The organism is Flavobacterium sp. T12S277, from assembly GCF_048514875.1.
Taxonomy (GTDB): Bacteria; Bacteroidota; Bacteroidia; order Flavobacteriales; family Flavobacteriaceae; genus Flavobacterium.
The window spans coordinates 843,860-857,930 of record NZ_JBLYEG010000001.1 but is presented as its reverse complement, the minus strand read 5'-3'; the positions used below and the strand labels follow the sequence as shown (position 1 = coordinate 857,930).

The 14,071-nt window shown below is 37.5% G+C and carries 14 protein-coding genes; 6 read left to right on the top strand and 8 right to left on the bottom strand.

The features are described from left to right. The first annotated feature begins 2 nt into the window (after positions 1-2). The 6 genes from ccoN (at position 3) to ACN1CN_RS03455 (ending at position 6,023) form a co-directional block, all read left to right on the top strand. A complete protein-coding gene (gene ccoN / locus ACN1CN_RS03480) occupies positions 3-2,189 on the top strand; it encodes a cytochrome-c oxidase, cbb3-type subunit I (RefSeq protein ID WP_264523498.1) in 2,187 nt (728 codons plus the stop codon). A gap of 7 nt (positions 2,190-2,196) precedes the next feature. Then, positions 2,197-2,391: a CcoQ/FixQ family Cbb3-type cytochrome c oxidase assembly chaperone gene (locus ACN1CN_RS03475; RefSeq protein WP_264523499.1), complete on the top strand. Its 195-nt coding sequence runs from the start codon at positions 2,197-2,199 to the stop codon at positions 2,389-2,391. 2 nt (positions 2,392-2,393) lie between these two features. Further along, a complete protein-coding gene (locus ACN1CN_RS03470; RefSeq protein WP_264523500.1) occupies positions 2,394-3,335 on the top strand; it encodes a cbb3-type cytochrome c oxidase N-terminal domain-containing protein in 942 nt (313 codons plus the stop codon). 4 nt (positions 3,336-3,339) lie between these two features. After that, the gene (ccoG, locus tag ACN1CN_RS03465; RefSeq protein ID WP_419134672.1) at positions 3,340-4,758 is read left to right on the top strand and encodes a cytochrome c oxidase accessory protein CcoG; all 1,419 of its coding nucleotides are present in this window, start codon (positions 3,340-3,342) and stop codon (positions 4,756-4,758) included. Between the two features lie 11 nt (positions 4,759-4,769). After that, on the top strand, positions 4,770-5,219 hold the full coding sequence (locus ACN1CN_RS03460) for a FixH family protein (protein ID WP_264523502.1): 450 nt from the start codon (positions 4,770-4,772) through the stop codon (positions 5,217-5,219). A gap of 102 nt (positions 5,220-5,321) precedes the next feature. Beyond that, complete coding sequence (locus ACN1CN_RS03455; protein ID WP_264523503.1) at positions 5,322-6,023, top strand: sulfite exporter TauE/SafE family protein; 702 nt, start codon at positions 5,322-5,324, stop codon at positions 6,021-6,023. Here the strand turns inward: ACN1CN_RS03455 and hemN are convergent. From hemN to prfB, 8 genes are all read right to left on the bottom strand, one after another. Continuing rightward, entirely contained in the window at positions 6,020-7,384 is a 1,365-nt protein-coding gene (gene hemN, locus ACN1CN_RS03450) for an oxygen-independent coproporphyrinogen III oxidase (protein ID WP_419134671.1), read from the bottom strand. The genes ACN1CN_RS03455 and hemN overlap by 4 nt on opposite strands. Positions 7,385-7,503: 119 nt before the next feature. Further along, the gene (locus ACN1CN_RS03445; protein WP_419134670.1) at positions 7,504-7,974 is read right to left on the bottom strand and encodes a hypothetical protein; all 471 of its coding nucleotides are present in this window, start codon (positions 7,972-7,974) and stop codon (positions 7,504-7,506) included. Positions 7,975-8,087: 113 nt separating this feature from the next. After that, the gene (locus ACN1CN_RS03440; protein WP_419134669.1) at positions 8,088-8,435 is read right to left on the bottom strand and encodes a hypothetical protein; all 348 of its coding nucleotides are present in this window, start codon (positions 8,433-8,435) and stop codon (positions 8,088-8,090) included. A 120-nt stretch (positions 8,436-8,555) separates the two neighbouring features. Next, positions 8,556-8,978: a DoxX family protein gene (locus ACN1CN_RS03435; RefSeq protein WP_264523507.1), complete on the bottom strand. Its 423-nt coding sequence runs from the start codon at positions 8,976-8,978 to the stop codon at positions 8,556-8,558. Positions 8,979-9,101: 123 nt separating this feature from the next. Next, complete coding sequence (locus ACN1CN_RS03430; protein WP_264523508.1) at positions 9,102-10,730, bottom strand: acyl-CoA carboxylase subunit beta; 1,629 nt, start codon at positions 10,728-10,730, stop codon at positions 9,102-9,104. A gap of 210 nt (positions 10,731-10,940) precedes the next feature. Then, positions 10,941-11,939, bottom strand: coding sequence for a UDP-3-O-(3-hydroxymyristoyl)glucosamine N-acyltransferase (gene lpxD / locus ACN1CN_RS03425; protein ID WP_264523509.1), 999 nt, complete (start codon positions 11,937-11,939; stop codon positions 10,941-10,943). Between the two features lie 355 nt (positions 11,940-12,294). Next, on the bottom strand, positions 12,295-12,741 hold the full coding sequence (msrB, locus tag ACN1CN_RS03420) for a peptide-methionine (R)-S-oxide reductase MsrB (protein ID WP_419134668.1): 447 nt from the start codon (positions 12,739-12,741) through the stop codon (positions 12,295-12,297). Between the two features lie 86 nt (positions 12,742-12,827). Continuing rightward, positions 12,828-13,926 (bottom strand): peptide chain release factor 2 gene (gene prfB, locus ACN1CN_RS03415; protein WP_173966704.1). Its coding sequence is split into 2 segments (ribosomal slippage): positions 12,828-13,862 and positions 13,864-13,926, totalling 1,098 coding nucleotides; the frame shifts between segments, so codons are not numbered across the junction. Positions 13,927-14,071 lie beyond the last annotated feature (145 nt).

Genomic DNA, 14,071 nt, shown 5'->3' with positions numbered 1-14,071 from the left:
TTATGGAAATGGAACAGTTTTATTACGACAACAAAATTGTTAAAAAATTCATTTACGCCACTATCTTATTTGGGGTAGTGGGGATGTTAGTGGGGCTTACCTTAGCGGTAATGTACCTTTTTCCCAACATTACAGATGGGATCTCCTGGCTTAGTTATGGTCGATTACGACCTTTACACACCAATGCGGTTATTTTTGCCTTCGTTGGAAATGCCTTTTTTGCCGGAATGTATTATTCCTTGCAGCGTTTGTTAAAAGCCAGAATGTTTAGTGACTTTTTGAGTAATTTACATTTTTGGGGTTGGCAGCTTATTATTGTAGCGGCGGCTATTACATTGCCTTTAGGGTATACTTCTTCAAAGGAGTATGCGGAACTGGAATGGCCAATTGATATTGCCATTGCGCTTATCTGGGTCGTGATGGGGATCAATATGATTGGTACCATGCTGCGTCGTAGAGAACGTCATTTGTATGTAGCCATTTGGTTTTATCTCGCAACATTTGTTACCGTTGCGGTGCTGCACATTTTTAATAATATCGAGATTCCGGTTTCAGCTTTAAAAAGTTACTCGGTTTACGCAGGGGTTCAGGACGCTTTAGTACAATGGTGGTATGGCCACAATGCGGTTGCATTTTTCCTTACTACGCCCTTTTTAGGATTAATGTATTACTTCGTTCCAAAAGTAGCCAATCGTCCGGTATACTCTTATAGATTATCAATTATACACTTCTGGTCTCTGATCTTTATTTACATCTGGGCTGGTCCGCACCACTTATTGTATTCTGCTTTGCCAAACTGGGCTCAGAATTTAGGAGTTGCATTTTCAGTAATGCTTATTGCACCATCCTGGGGAGGTATGATCAACGGACTTTTAACTTTAAGAGGAGCGTGGGATAAAGTTCGTGAAGAACCGGTTTTGAAATTCTTTGTAGTAGCGATTACAGGTTACGGAATGGCCACTTTTGAAGGACCGATGCTTTCACTTAAAAATGTAAATGCTATCGCGCATTATACAGACTGGATCGTTGCACACGTACACGTAGGAGCTTTAGCCTGGAATGGTTTCATGTCATTCGGTATTATTTACTGGTTGATTCCCCGAATGACCAAATCGGAATTGTTTTCTAAAAAATTAGCCAACTTTCATTTCTGGATAGGAACCTTAGGGATCATTGTTTATACCATTCCGTTGTATGTAGCAGGTTTTCAACAAGCTTCTATGTGGAAACAATTTAATCCCGATGGAACTTTAGTTTACGGTAACTTCCTTGAAACTGTTACCGCTATTATGCCAATGTACTGGATGAGAGCCATTGGAGGTAGTTTGTATTTAATAGGAATGCTGACATTGGTTTACAATATTATTATGACCGTAAAAGCGGGTAATACCATTGAAGATGAACTGGCACAAGCTCCGGCTTTACAAAGAATCAGCAGTGGAAGACTTAATGGAGAGAAATTCCATACCTGGTTGGAGAGAAAACCAATTCAGTTAACCATTCTGGCAACAATTGCTATTTTAATTGGAGGTATCATTCAAATTGTACCTACGATTATGGTCAAATCTAATATTCCGACGATTTCAAGTGTAAAACCATACACCCCTTTAGAATTGGAAGGACGTGATTTGTATATCAGAGAAGGTTGTGTGGGATGTCATTCACAATCTGTTCGTCCGTTCAGAAGTGAAGTAGAGCGTTACGGACCGCAATCAAAAGCAGGAGAGTTTGTATACGATCATCCATTTTTATGGGGATCAAAACGTACAGGTCCCGATTTGTTAAGAGTAGGTGGAAAATACAATGACAACTGGCATTTTAACCATATGTGGAATCCACAAAGTACTTCAGCAGGTTCAATCATGCCGGGTTACAAATGGCTGTTTGACAATGAAGCGATGGACATTTCGCTGACGCAGAAGAAAATGAAAGCTATGGTGTCACTTGGAGTTCCTTATACCGAAGCAGAAATTGCAAATGCTCCTAAAACATTGAAGGCACAGGCCATGAAAATTGAAAAAAGCCTGGAGAATGATCCTGATTATGTAAAAAGTTATGAGGACAGTAAGAAAAAAGCAATTGCAAAAGGCGAAAAATTCGTTCCGATGAACGAGAGAGAAATTGTGGCTTTAATTGCTTACATACAAAGACTTGGAACGGATATTAAAGTAAAGCAACCTTCTAAATAACAGCATTATGTTTGAGCAAATAAAACACAATATGGAGAACATTTCGGGTATAGAGATTTACCCGATACTTTCTCTGTTGATATTCTTTTTCTTCTTTGTAGGCCTGGGAATTTGGGTGTTTTCCTATAAGAAAGAAAAAATTGAAGAAATGAGTGCGATACCTTTGAATGAAGGGCTTATTATAATTTCAAAAGATAAATAAAAATGAAAAGATTTTTCCCAGTATATGTAAGAGTGCCATTGATTTTCTTCATTGTCTTTGCTTTGATGGAGTACTTTATAGATTCGGGCGACAAACCAGCTTTTATCAAGTATCCGATGGTTTCTGTTTTTCTGCTTGTTTTTCTGTTTATTCTGATTGCCATCGAAATAACGCTGAGCGCTGTTAATAGGGTAATGTACCAATTGATGTCGCCTGAAGAAAAAGCAAAACTAGAACACGAAAAGAGTTTAAGCCTCACAGAAAGTACCTGGTACAAAGAGCTGATGCATAAACTTACCAAAACAGAGCCTATTGAAAAAGAAGGTGACTTGTTGATGGATCATGATTATGACGGTATTAAAGAGTTAGATAATAACTTACCGCCTTGGTGGGTGTACCTGTTTTATATCTGTATTGCATTTGGTGTAATCTATGTAGCACGTTACGATGTTTTTGGTGCTGATGATCAGGAAATGGAGCTGAAAAAAGAAATGGCTCAGGCCAAAATAGATGTAGAAGAATACCTGAAAACAGCTCCAGATTTGATGGACGAAAAAACAGTGGTGCTGTTAACAGACGATGCAAGTTTAGCGGCCGGTAAAGAAATCTTTATGACCAATTGCGCAGCTTGCCACAGAGCAGACGGTGGAGGACAAATTGGGCCCAACCTGACCGACGACCACTGGATTTTAGGGGGTGGTATCAAAGAGATTTTCCACACCATTACCAATGGAGGACGTGACGGAAAGGGAATGGTTTCCTGGAAAACCAACGGTATGAAACCTAAAGAAATTCAAAAAGTAGCAAGTTACATCTTGTCTTTACAAGGTAGTAACCCTAAAGATCCAAAAGAACCGGAAGGTGAGGTTTGGGTAGATAAAAGTGCTCCTAAAAAGGGCGATACAGCAGAAAAAACAAAAGATAGTACAGAAGTTAAAAAATAATACCATGTCAAATTTACCAGACGAAGCTTTTAGAGATACCATTGGAACTATTGATGAGGGCGGCAAGAGAAAATTTATTTTTCCTAAAAAACCGTCTGGTAAATTTTACGAATACCGGAAAATAGTCAGTTATATTTTGCTGGCCATTTTAATTGCGAATCCGTTTATCAAAATAAATGGAAACCAATTCATGATGTTCAATGTCATCGAACGACGTTTTAATATTTTCGGATTTCCATTTTGGCCTCAGGATTTTTATCTCTTTGTGATCTCAATGCTCGTCGGAATTGTATTCATCATCTTGTTTACAGTGGTTTTTGGAAGAATATTTTGCGGATGGATTTGTCCGCAGACCATTTTTCTGGAGATGGTTTTCAGACGAATTGAATACTGGATCGATGGAGACCGTGGTGCACAAATGCGATTGGCAAAACAGGAATGGAACGCCGAGAAAATTCGAAAAAGAGGAACCAAATGGACCATCTTTTTTCTGATCTCTTTTGGAATTGCCAATGTGTTTTTAGCCTATCTCGTTGGTAGCGATGAACTTTTTTTAATGGTAGAACAAGGACCAATTCAGCAGGCCAGTAATTTTATAGCCTTGCTTATTTTTACAGGAGTCTTCTATTTTGTATTTGTTTGGTTTCGGGAGCAGGTTTGTATCATTGCCTGTCCGTATGGGCGACTGCAAGGGGTACTTCTGGACAATAAATCGATCAATGTGGCGTATGATTTTGTACGCGGAGAGAAGGAGGAAGGCCGAGCTAAATTCAATAAAAAAGAAGACAGAGCCTTAACCGGAAAAGGAGATTGTATCGACTGTCACCAATGTGTACACGTTTGCCCGATGGGTATCGACATTAGAAACGGAACTCAGCTGGAATGTACCAATTGTACAGCGTGTATCGATGAATGTGACACTATTATGGAAAACGTTGGTTTGCCTAAAGGACTGATTCGTTACGCATCTGAAGATGAAATCGAGAAAAAAGCACCTTTTAAATTCACCACAAGAATGAAAGGTTATACCGCCGTTTTATTCATCTTGCTGAGTGTGTTTGTCGGAATGCTGTTTTTAAGAACCGATCTGCAGGCTGTTATTCTGCGTTTACCGGGACAGTTGTTTCAGCATAAAGGAGACAAAATCAGTAATGTGTATACCTATAAAATTGTCAATAAAACAGTAAAAGATTATAACGATATTCATTTTGAGCTCATCGATCAGAAAGGGGAGATTAAAAAGGTTGGAAAAACACATTTTAAAGTATCTAAAGAAGGCATTTCGCAAGGAACATTATTTATAGAAATAGACGAAGTGCTTTTGGAAAGCGATAAAACAAAAGTGAAAATTGGGGTTTACAATGGTAAAGAATTGCTGGAAACCACCACTACCAATTTTTTAGGACCGCGAAGTTTTAATTAAAAAATACGATTATGAAAATAAATTGGGGAACCGGGATTGTCATTGCATTTGCATTATTTATGACTTTTATTTTATATTTTGTTTTTGAAGTACAGTCCAACAGTAAATACGACAACGATTTGGTTGTAGAAGAATATTACAAGCACGATTCACATTTTCAGGAAGAAATGGCACGTGTTCAAAATGCTCAGGATTTACAGCAAAAACCGTCAATTGCCTATCACAAAGATGGAGTTGAAATTGTTTTTCCTGCCACTTTTGAAAATGATAAAGTCAAAGGGAACATCTTATTGTACCGCCCGTCAAATAAAAAGTTTGATTTTAATACCCGAATTGCTTTAACCAACTCAGCCTTGTTGATTCCAAAAAACAAATTGGTAAAAGGACGCTGGGATGTTAACATGGAATGGCAGTACGATGGCAAAAAATACCTGTCAAAAGAGGTAATCTATGTAAACTAATAGTATAAAATGACTTGTCAAAAGAAGAATTTTTCAATTGACAAGTCATTGTTTTTTAATCTTTATTAAGGATCTAATCTGTAGTAAAAAAAATAAAAAAAAATGTTGTACTCCGCTTTCATATTTGGATTAATCAGCAGCTTACACTGTATCGGAATGTGTGGTCCAATTGCAATGATGTTGCCTGTAGACCGTCAGAATGAAGCCAAAAAGGTAACTCAGATGATTACCTATCATTTAGGACGATTAACCGCTTACGCCACCATCGGGCTGATTTTTGGATTGTTGGGAAGAGGATTCTTTCTGGCAGGACTTCAGCAAAAAATGTCCATTTTTATTGGCCTGGCAATGATAGTCGTTGTTTTGGTTCCGGAAAAAATCTTCTCCAAATACAACTTTTCTAAACCAGTCTATAAAGTAATCTCCAGGATAAAATCAAGCTTGGGCAATCAATTTAAAGACCGTAGCTATAAATCTCTTTTTACGATAGGGTTATTGAATGGCTTTCTGCCTTGCGGAATGGTTTATGTAGCCTTGTTTGGAGCTATTGCCATGCAAAGCGCCAGTTTGGGAGTGCTGTACATGCTGTTGTTTGGATTGGGCACGGTACCGCTTATGACCCTTGTAGTATATGTAAATTCGTTGATCAAACTTCCCTTTAGAAATAAAATACAAAAAGCAATCCCTTATGTTGCTGTGGTCATTGGTGTTTTATTTATCCTTAGAGGCTTAGGTTTGGGGATTCCTTATATTTCCCCATCTAATATGAGTTTGTTTGTTCAGTCGACTCCTAACTGTCATTAAACAGTCATAGAAAACAGGTTGGTTTCGGGAGATTTTCTTTTTAAGTGCAAATCAAAAGCCATACAGATATTACGAACAAAAGGTCGACCAGCTTCGGTAATGCTAATTTTGTTTTCTTCAATTACAAGTAATACATCGCTTTCCATTTCTTTTAAATCTGATAAGACAGTTGGTATTTCTTTAAAATATAAAGAGGCATCAGCCCATGAAGTTTCAAATTCGCAGGTTAAATTTAAAATGTGTTTTCGAATTATTAAATCTTCATCATCCAGAATGTGACCTTTTACCACCGGTAATTTGCCGCATTCCAACAATTGATAATACTCTTCCAGAGTTTTGGTGTTTTGAGCAAAGCTATACCAGCTGTCGCTAATAGACGAAACACCCAGACCTATCATCAACTGTGTTTTTGAAGCACTGTAACCCATAAAGTTTCGATGCAATTCTTTATTTTGAGCGGCTTTGTACAAACTATCCGTTGCAAAAGCAAAATGATCCATACCAATTTCATGATAACCATTTTGAGCAAGCAATTGTTTGCCCACCTCATATAGTTTTCTTTTTTCTGCATCTTTTGGAATATTTTCATCATTAAATCCACGTTGACCATTTCCTTTGATCCACGGCACGTGCGCATAACTGTAAAAGGCCAGGCGATCCGGTTTTAACGAGTTTGTTTTCTCCACCGTATCAATAATATTTTCGACAGTCTGAAAAGGCAGGCCAAATATAATGTCGTGGCCAATAGAAGTATACCCTATCTCTTTTGCCCACAAGGTAACTTTGGCAACATTGTGAAAAGGCTGAATACGATGAATCGCCTTTTGAACTTTCGCTGCATAATCCTGAACGCCAAAACTAACCCTGCGAAAACCTAAATCGTATAATTTTTTAAGCTGTTCGTAGGTGGTATTGTTAGGATGGCCTTCAAAACTAAACTCATGATTTTCGGCTTTTTGAGCACTACTGAAAATACCATTAATGAGTTGTTCCAGGTTGTTTTTGGAGAAAAAGGTCGGAGTTCCTCCTCCTAAGTGAATCTCTTTTATAATTGGCTTTTCAGGAAGTAAAGTACAATAAAGGCTCCATTCTTTTAAAAGCGCTTTAATATAAGTTTCTTCCACAGCGTGATTTTTTGTAATTCGTTTGTTGCACCCGCAAAAAGTGCACAAGCTTTCACAAAAGGGTAAGTGAATGTATAAACTGATTCCGTTTTGTGAATTGCTTTCTGCAAAAGCCCTTTGTAATGACGTCACCCATTTTTGCCCGTTAAAATTACTTTCATTCCAATAAGGAACCGTTGGATAACTGGTATAACGCGGACCGGGAACATTGTATTTCTGTGTCAGTGAAATTTTCATAAAAAAGGATTTTTGGATACTCAAAATTAGAATACCGACACCAAAAATAAAATGACAAATATCATATATAAAAAAAGAGACCCATTTTGAGCCTCTTTTAGTGAATTAATTAACTAACATTAAATAGAATCCTGAATGATTTTAAGCCATTTTTTGGCAAACATATGATCCTGATAAGCGCTTATTTGTTTGATGCGGTCATCGTCGAAATCATAGAATGCAATTGTTATTTTTTTAGAAGTTTCTCTGTCCAGAAATTCAAAATCAATTTTTAATATAGTGTCTGAGTTTCCGTCAGTAGTCAGTATTAGTTTACAGGAAGAGACACTTCTTAGATCAACGTAAGTTGATTCTTCCTGATTTGGATTGAAGTTCATCAGGATAAATTTTCTGTTTTTCTGATCGATCGTCAGCGTTTTATTGCTTTGAGATTCTGTCAGATCAAAATCTTCCGGATGTGTTGGATTGAATTTCTTTTTTATGTTTAAGATTTTTGTTTTGCTGGCAGCACTTGATCTGGCTGAAAAATAAATAGGAATGGCTACTATGATGGCGATCACAATACCAATTATGGTTACACTCGTTTCCATTTTTGATGTAAAATTTGATAAATTAGTATGAAATAGTAAACTGTTTTCAGGATGAAAACGGCTTATGGATTTGGAAAAGAAAAGTCTTCTCCGCTAGAATTTCATAAAGTAATCTACCAGAAAAAATGGAAGGGATAGAGCATTAAAAGGACCTTTTTGCTCTGGGTATTGAATTGACTGGCAAAGTTTGAAGTTGTATGTGCAGCCTGATGCTGTGGAATAGCAACCAATAAAGAGTCAAACCACTTAAGTAAGGCTGGATGATTGGTTTTGATATTTCCTACCAGATTGTAACCCGTTTGTGGCTGTATAAAAGCCAAAGAATCGGTATAGTCGATGGAAAACGTAGTATCCGCTTTTTTGCTTTCCGTTTTTTCAATAGCAGATTCGTTTGCCTGAGCAGCAAAAAATGCGATGATCAAAAGTGATGCAAATATAATGGCCTTACGAATCCAATTCATGGTCGCGAATTTAACTCTTAAAAGACAATTAAAGAAATTTTAAAGGATTAATTAACTTTAAAAAAGGACTAATTATTTTATCCTCAACATTTAATTGGTGCAGTTGAGGATAAAACAAAGTTATTGTTGCATTTTGAAATAATAATCAGCTGAGTGTTTTCCGCTTCCGTAGAACAAAAAGAATACACAAACCAGCAAAACTACAATAGCAAGAATTAAGCTTTCGGAATGCATGTGTCCCATAAAATTAATCAGAATGGCCCCAAAAAGGATGGGTAACTGAGCAGCTATTGCCCAACGGGTGAGTAACCCAAAAACAATCATGATACCACCAATCATATGGGCTGGTGCTATATAATGTAATAAAAACATTCCGCCACCAAACTTGTCAATGGGAGAAATTAAATCATGCAGATATTGAACATTCGTTACAAATGAAACTCCTTTCATAAATAAAAAAATCCCCAATACAATACGTACTAAATCTACAGGTAAATAAGTGTGCGAATTCGCCCATTTATTTAAACTTTTTACATTTTCCATGATACTACGTGATTAAAAATTACCCACTAAAGTTACTGATTTTTAATGATATATTTATTTTTAAGTAACTGAAAATAAGTTTTTTACTTTTAATTTAACGTATTTATAAGAATGATTGAAAATCTAAACCTGTATCACACCCAAATTGAATGGTTTTTGAATCGGAGCATGGTTGGCCGCTTCAATTCCCATAGAAATCCAGGTACGGGTGTCTAAAGGGTCAATGATAGCATCAGTCCACAATCTTGAAGCCGCATAATACGGAGAAGTTTGTGCGTCGTAACGCGCTTTTATTTTGTTAAACAATTCGGTTTCTTTTTCTTCGTCTACGATTTCTCCTTTTGCTTTTAGTGAAGAAGCTTCGATTTGAGCAAGCACTTTTGCAGCCTGAGTTCCACCCATAACAGCAAGTTCTGCACTTGGCCAGGCAAAAATTAATCTCGGATCATAGGCTTTCCCACACATTGCGTAGTTTCCGGCTCCGTAAGAGTTTCCAACAATGACAGTGAATTTAGGAACAACCGAATTGCTCACCGCATTCACCATTTTAGCACCATCTTTGATGATTCCGCCATGTTCTGACTTTGATCCTACCATAAAACCGGTAACATCCTGTAAAAAGACTAAAGGTATTTTCTTCTGATTGCAATTGGCAATAAAACGAGTGGCTTTATCAGCACTATCCGAGTAAATTACGCCTCCAAACTGCATTTCTCCTTTCTTCGTTTTTACTACTTTTCTCTGGTTGGCTACAATTCCAACAGCCCAACCGTCAATTCTGGCATATCCAGTGATCAGCGATTGACCGTAACCTTCTTTGTAAGCTTCAAATTCTGAATTATCAACCAAACGATTGATGATCTCCATCATATCGTATTGCTCGTTTCTTGCTTTTGGCAAAATTCCGTAGATATCTTTAGGTTCCAAGGCAGGTTTTTCGGCTTTGATGCGGCTGTAACCGGCCTTGTCAAAATCACCAATTTTGTCTACGATGTTTTTTATTTTTTCAAGGGCATCTTTATCGTCTTTGGCTTTGTAATCGGTAACACCTGAGATTTCGCAGTGTGTTGTGGCACCACCTAAAGTTTCATTGTCGATGGTTTCTCCAATGGCAGCTTTAACCAAATAACTTCCTGCAAGGAAAATACTTCCGGTTTTGTCCACAATTAAAGCCTCGTCACTCATAATAGGCAGGTAGGCACCTCCGGCAACACAGCTTCCCATTACGGCAGCAATTTGGGTGATTCCCATGCTGCTCATTTGAGCATTGTTCCTGAAGATTCTTCCGAAGTGTTCTTTATCCGGGAAAATTTCATCCTGAAGTGGTAAATAAACACCGGCACTGTCTACTAAATAGATGATCGGTAATCTGTTTTCCATAGCAATTTCCTGTGCACGCAGGTTTTTCTTTCCGGTAATAGGAAACCAGGCACCGGCTTTTACAGTAGCATCATTGGCTACCACAATGCATTGTTTTCCTCTGATGTATCCTATTTTAATGACAACTCCTCCAGACGGACAGCCACCATGTTCCGCATACATTCCTTCTCCAACGAAACCTCCAATCTCAATGCTTTTCGAATTTTCATCCAGCAGGTAGTCAATACGTTCACGTGCGGTCATTTTACCTTCGGCATGTAGCTTTTCAATGCGTTTTTCGCCTCCGCCCAATTTTACTTTGGCAAATTTGTGTTTTAATTCAGAAAGTAGTAATTTATTGTGATCTTCGTTTTTATTGAAGTTTAAATCCATAATATTTTAATGTTTTAACAAAATAGTGTTGGCTAATTTACAAAATCAATTGAAACCCACATAATAAATATCATGCGGATATGAAATAAAATTGAGGTGCTGCTCTTCCGGATTTAAATGTCTTTTTAGAAGAAATAAAAGGTGTATTTATGAAGCGTGCATAAAAAAACCAGAAGCTGCCTTCTGGTTTTTTATCATATATTGTTTGGTTTATTTTTTAGAATCGCCAACCATTCGTTTTAGAATCGCCCATTGTTTCAAAGCGTCACGAGCTTCTACAGCAGGATAGCCTAACATGGTTTTTCCGGCAGCAACATCACAGATCACTCCTGAACCTGCTCCAACTACGGCACCATCGCCAATAGTGGTGTGGTCTTTTATAGAAGCACTTCCTCCAATGATAACACCGTTTCCTAAAGTTACAGATCCGGCAAGACCACTGTTTCCGGCCATGATACAAAATTTACCTAATTTACTATTATGCCCGATTTGTACTAAGTTGTCAATTTTACAGCCGTCTCCCACAATAGTTGAGCTGAATTTTCCACGGTCTACGCAGGTATTGGCACCAATCTCAACGCAGTTTCCAATAATTACATTTCCGATTTGCGGAATTTTTACCAATCCTTTTTCATTGCAGGGACGGAATCCAAAACCGTCTGCACCAATTGTTGCATTGGGATGAATGATGCAATCGTTACCTATATGACAACGTTCGCGTACCACTGTCCCTGACCAGATAATAGTGTTTTTTCCAACAGTCGATTCGTCAAGAATGGTCACGTTTGGATAAATAGTGGCATGAGCACCAATGGTTACTTTTGGACCAATGTAACAACCGGCACCAATTTTTGCGCCTTCACCAATAATGGCGGTCTCATCGACAGTAGCGGTTTTGTGAATATTAGTGTGAAATATTGGGGTAGGTGGGGCAAAAAGGGCTAAAATTTGTGACATGGCTAAATCGGCATTCTTTACTTTGATAAAGGCACGATTTTCCCCTGGCTCTATTGAAATATCTTCGTTAACTACTGCAATCGATGCATTTGAAGTTGACCAGTATTTTTCATATTTTTTATTTCCTATAAACGAAATTTCTGAAGTTGTCGCTTTTTCTAGTTGCTCTGTGGCTGTAATGCTTTGCGAAGTAGTGCCGTAGATTACGCCATTGATTACTTCGTTAATTTCTTGAATTGAATAGGATTTCATTTAATGAATGTAATAGATTATAGGGTTAATTTTCCCCAAATAAAATCAATTAGATTTTAATTACCTAATATTATTTTTGGGTTTATTGAAATATGTTTAAAATAATAGCTTAAATATTACAATATTAACATTTTAACAGACGATCTGTTAATGGTCTTTTAGTTTGTGTTAAGGTCGTACTGCTGGTTTTTTGATACGAATGTAGAGGGATTCGATTTGAATTTGGAACTTAAAAATAATAGTAAATTATTGGTAAGTAGTGGTTTACAAATATAATATAAATCTTTAAAAAAAAATACATGGGGTAAAAAAAAATCGATTCGCTTTGTTGAAAGGAATCGATTTTTACTTTTTTTTAATCTTTTATTTTAGAAAGAGAAATGGCGTTAATGCAATAGCGCAAACCACTGGGTTCCGGACCATCAGGAAAGACATGCCCTAATTGTGCATCACAGGTATTACAGACTACTTCAACGCGGATCATTCCGTACGATTTGTCGGCATGGTATCCAATCGCATTTTCTTTTAAAGGTTGTGTAAAGGAGGGCCAGCCTGTTCCGGATTCAAATTTCTCGGAAGCATCAAAAAGCAAAGTTCCACAACATTTACACTCATAGATTCCGGGGTCGAACAAACTGCAGAGCTCAGAACTGAAAGATCTTTCGGTGCCTTTCAATCGAGTTACCTGAAATTCTTCCGGTGTTAGAAGCTGTTTCCATTCTTCTTCTGTTTTTTCTATTCGTTTTTCCGGGATCGGATTCCCTTTATTGGTAAAACGAATTACATCTGCCCATTTTATCATAACTTTTTTTTTTAAAGTTTTCAGTCTCAGTCTCAGTCTCAGTTTTCAGTTTACTGCGACTGCATACTATGACTGAAAACTAAAAATTACTCTTCCTCTTTCTGTCCCATCATCATTAGGAATGCTTTCAGGAACGGATCGATATTACCGTTCATTACGCCGTCAACGTCACTGGTTTCATAGCCTGTACGAACGTCTTTTACAAGTTTATAAGGCTGCATTACATAGTTACGTATTTGCGAACCCCATTCGATTTTCATTTTTCCGGCTTCGATATCGGCACGTTGAGCCTGTTGCTTTTTCAGCTCGATTTCGTACAGCTGAGAACGTAACATTTGCATAGCACGTTGTCGGTTGTCTTGCTGAGATCGCGTTTCAGAACATTGAATCTGAATTCCGGTTGGCTTGTGCACCAATTGTACTTTAGTTTCAACTTTATTTACGTTTTGTCCTCCGGCACCACTTGAACGTGAAGTGGTAATTTCGATATCGGCAGGATTGATGTCAATCTCAATACTGTCGTCTACCAATGGGTATACATAAACAGAGGCAAATGAGGTATGACGTTTGGCATTACTGTCAAAAGGCGAGATTCGGACTAAACGATGTACTCCGTTTTCTCCTTTTAAATATCCAAAAGAATAATCGCCTTCAAATTCTAAGGTAACGGTTTTGATTCCGGCAACCTCACCAGCCTGAAAGTTCAGTTCTTTTATTTTGTAACCGTAACTTTCTCCCCACATCATGTACATTCGCATTAACATTCCGGCCCAGTCACAACTTTCAGTTCCACCTGCCCCGGCTGTAATTTGCACTACAGCGCTTAAACTGTCGCCTTCATCTGAAAGCATGTTTTTAAACTCAATGTTTTCAATATGTGCCTGAGTGGTGTTGTAATGTTCGTCTAATTCTTCTGCAGAAAGCTCACCTTCTTTGTAAAAATCATACGCCAGTTGCAATTCATCTGTCAGTTCGATTGCTTTGTTGTAGTCTTCGATCCATTTTTTCTTGTTTCGAAGGTTTTTTACAATAGCTTCGGCTTCTTTTGCATTGTTCCAGAAATCAGGCGCAAAGGTCTTTTCTTCCTCGTTTGCAATTTCGATTAGTTTGGCATCAACGTCAAAGATACCTCCTCAACGCACCAAGGCGCTCCACAATACCTTTTATTTGTTCGGTCGTTGTCATAAATTAATAGTAGTTTTATATGTTTTTTACAAATATTACGTTAATTTGGTTCTGTAGTAATAGGGAAGTTAAAATTTACTGAAACTTACCAAAATTAACTAACAGTAATACGTAATTTTGCTGTACAAAAATAAGATATAGTTTT

Excerpts from the sequence above, each read along its gene's own strand:
- ccoN (WP_264523498.1), top strand. The coding sequence starts at position 3 with ATGGAAATGGAACAGTTTTATTACGACAACAAAATTGTTAAAAAATTC.
- ACN1CN_RS03475 (WP_264523499.1), top strand. The coding sequence starts at position 2,197 with ATGTTTGAGCAAATAAAACACAATATGGAGAACATTTCGGGTATAGAG.
- ACN1CN_RS03470 (WP_264523500.1), top strand. The coding sequence starts at position 2,394 with ATGAAAAGATTTTTCCCAGTATATGTAAGAGTGCCATTGATTTTCTTC.
- ccoG (WP_419134672.1), top strand. The coding sequence starts at position 3,340 with ATGTCAAATTTACCAGACGAAGCTTTTAGAGATACCATTGGAACTATT.
- ACN1CN_RS03460 (WP_264523502.1), top strand. The coding sequence starts at position 4,770 with ATGAAAATAAATTGGGGAACCGGGATTGTCATTGCATTTGCATTATTT.
- ACN1CN_RS03455 (WP_264523503.1), top strand. The coding sequence starts at position 5,322 with ATGTTGTACTCCGCTTTCATATTTGGATTAATCAGCAGCTTACACTGT.
- hemN (WP_419134671.1), bottom strand. The coding sequence starts at position 7,384 with ATGAAAATTTCACTGACACAGAAATACAATGTTCCCGGTCCGCGTTAT.
- ACN1CN_RS03445 (WP_419134670.1), bottom strand. The coding sequence starts at position 7,974 with ATGGAAACGAGTGTAACCATAATTGGTATTGTGATCGCCATCATAGTA.
- ACN1CN_RS03440 (WP_419134669.1), bottom strand. The coding sequence starts at position 8,435 with ATGAATTGGATTCGTAAGGCCATTATATTTGCATCACTTTTGATCATC.
- ACN1CN_RS03435 (WP_264523507.1), bottom strand. The coding sequence starts at position 8,978 with ATGGAAAATGTAAAAAGTTTAAATAAATGGGCGAATTCGCACACTTAT.
- ACN1CN_RS03430 (WP_264523508.1), bottom strand. The coding sequence starts at position 10,730 with ATGGATTTAAACTTCAATAAAAACGAAGATCACAATAAATTACTACTT.
- lpxD (WP_264523509.1), bottom strand. The coding sequence starts at position 11,939 with ATGAAATCCTATTCAATTCAAGAAATTAACGAAGTAATCAATGGCGTA.
- msrB (WP_419134668.1), bottom strand. The coding sequence starts at position 12,741 with ATGATAAAATGGGCAGATGTAATTCGTTTTACCAATAAAGGGAATCCG.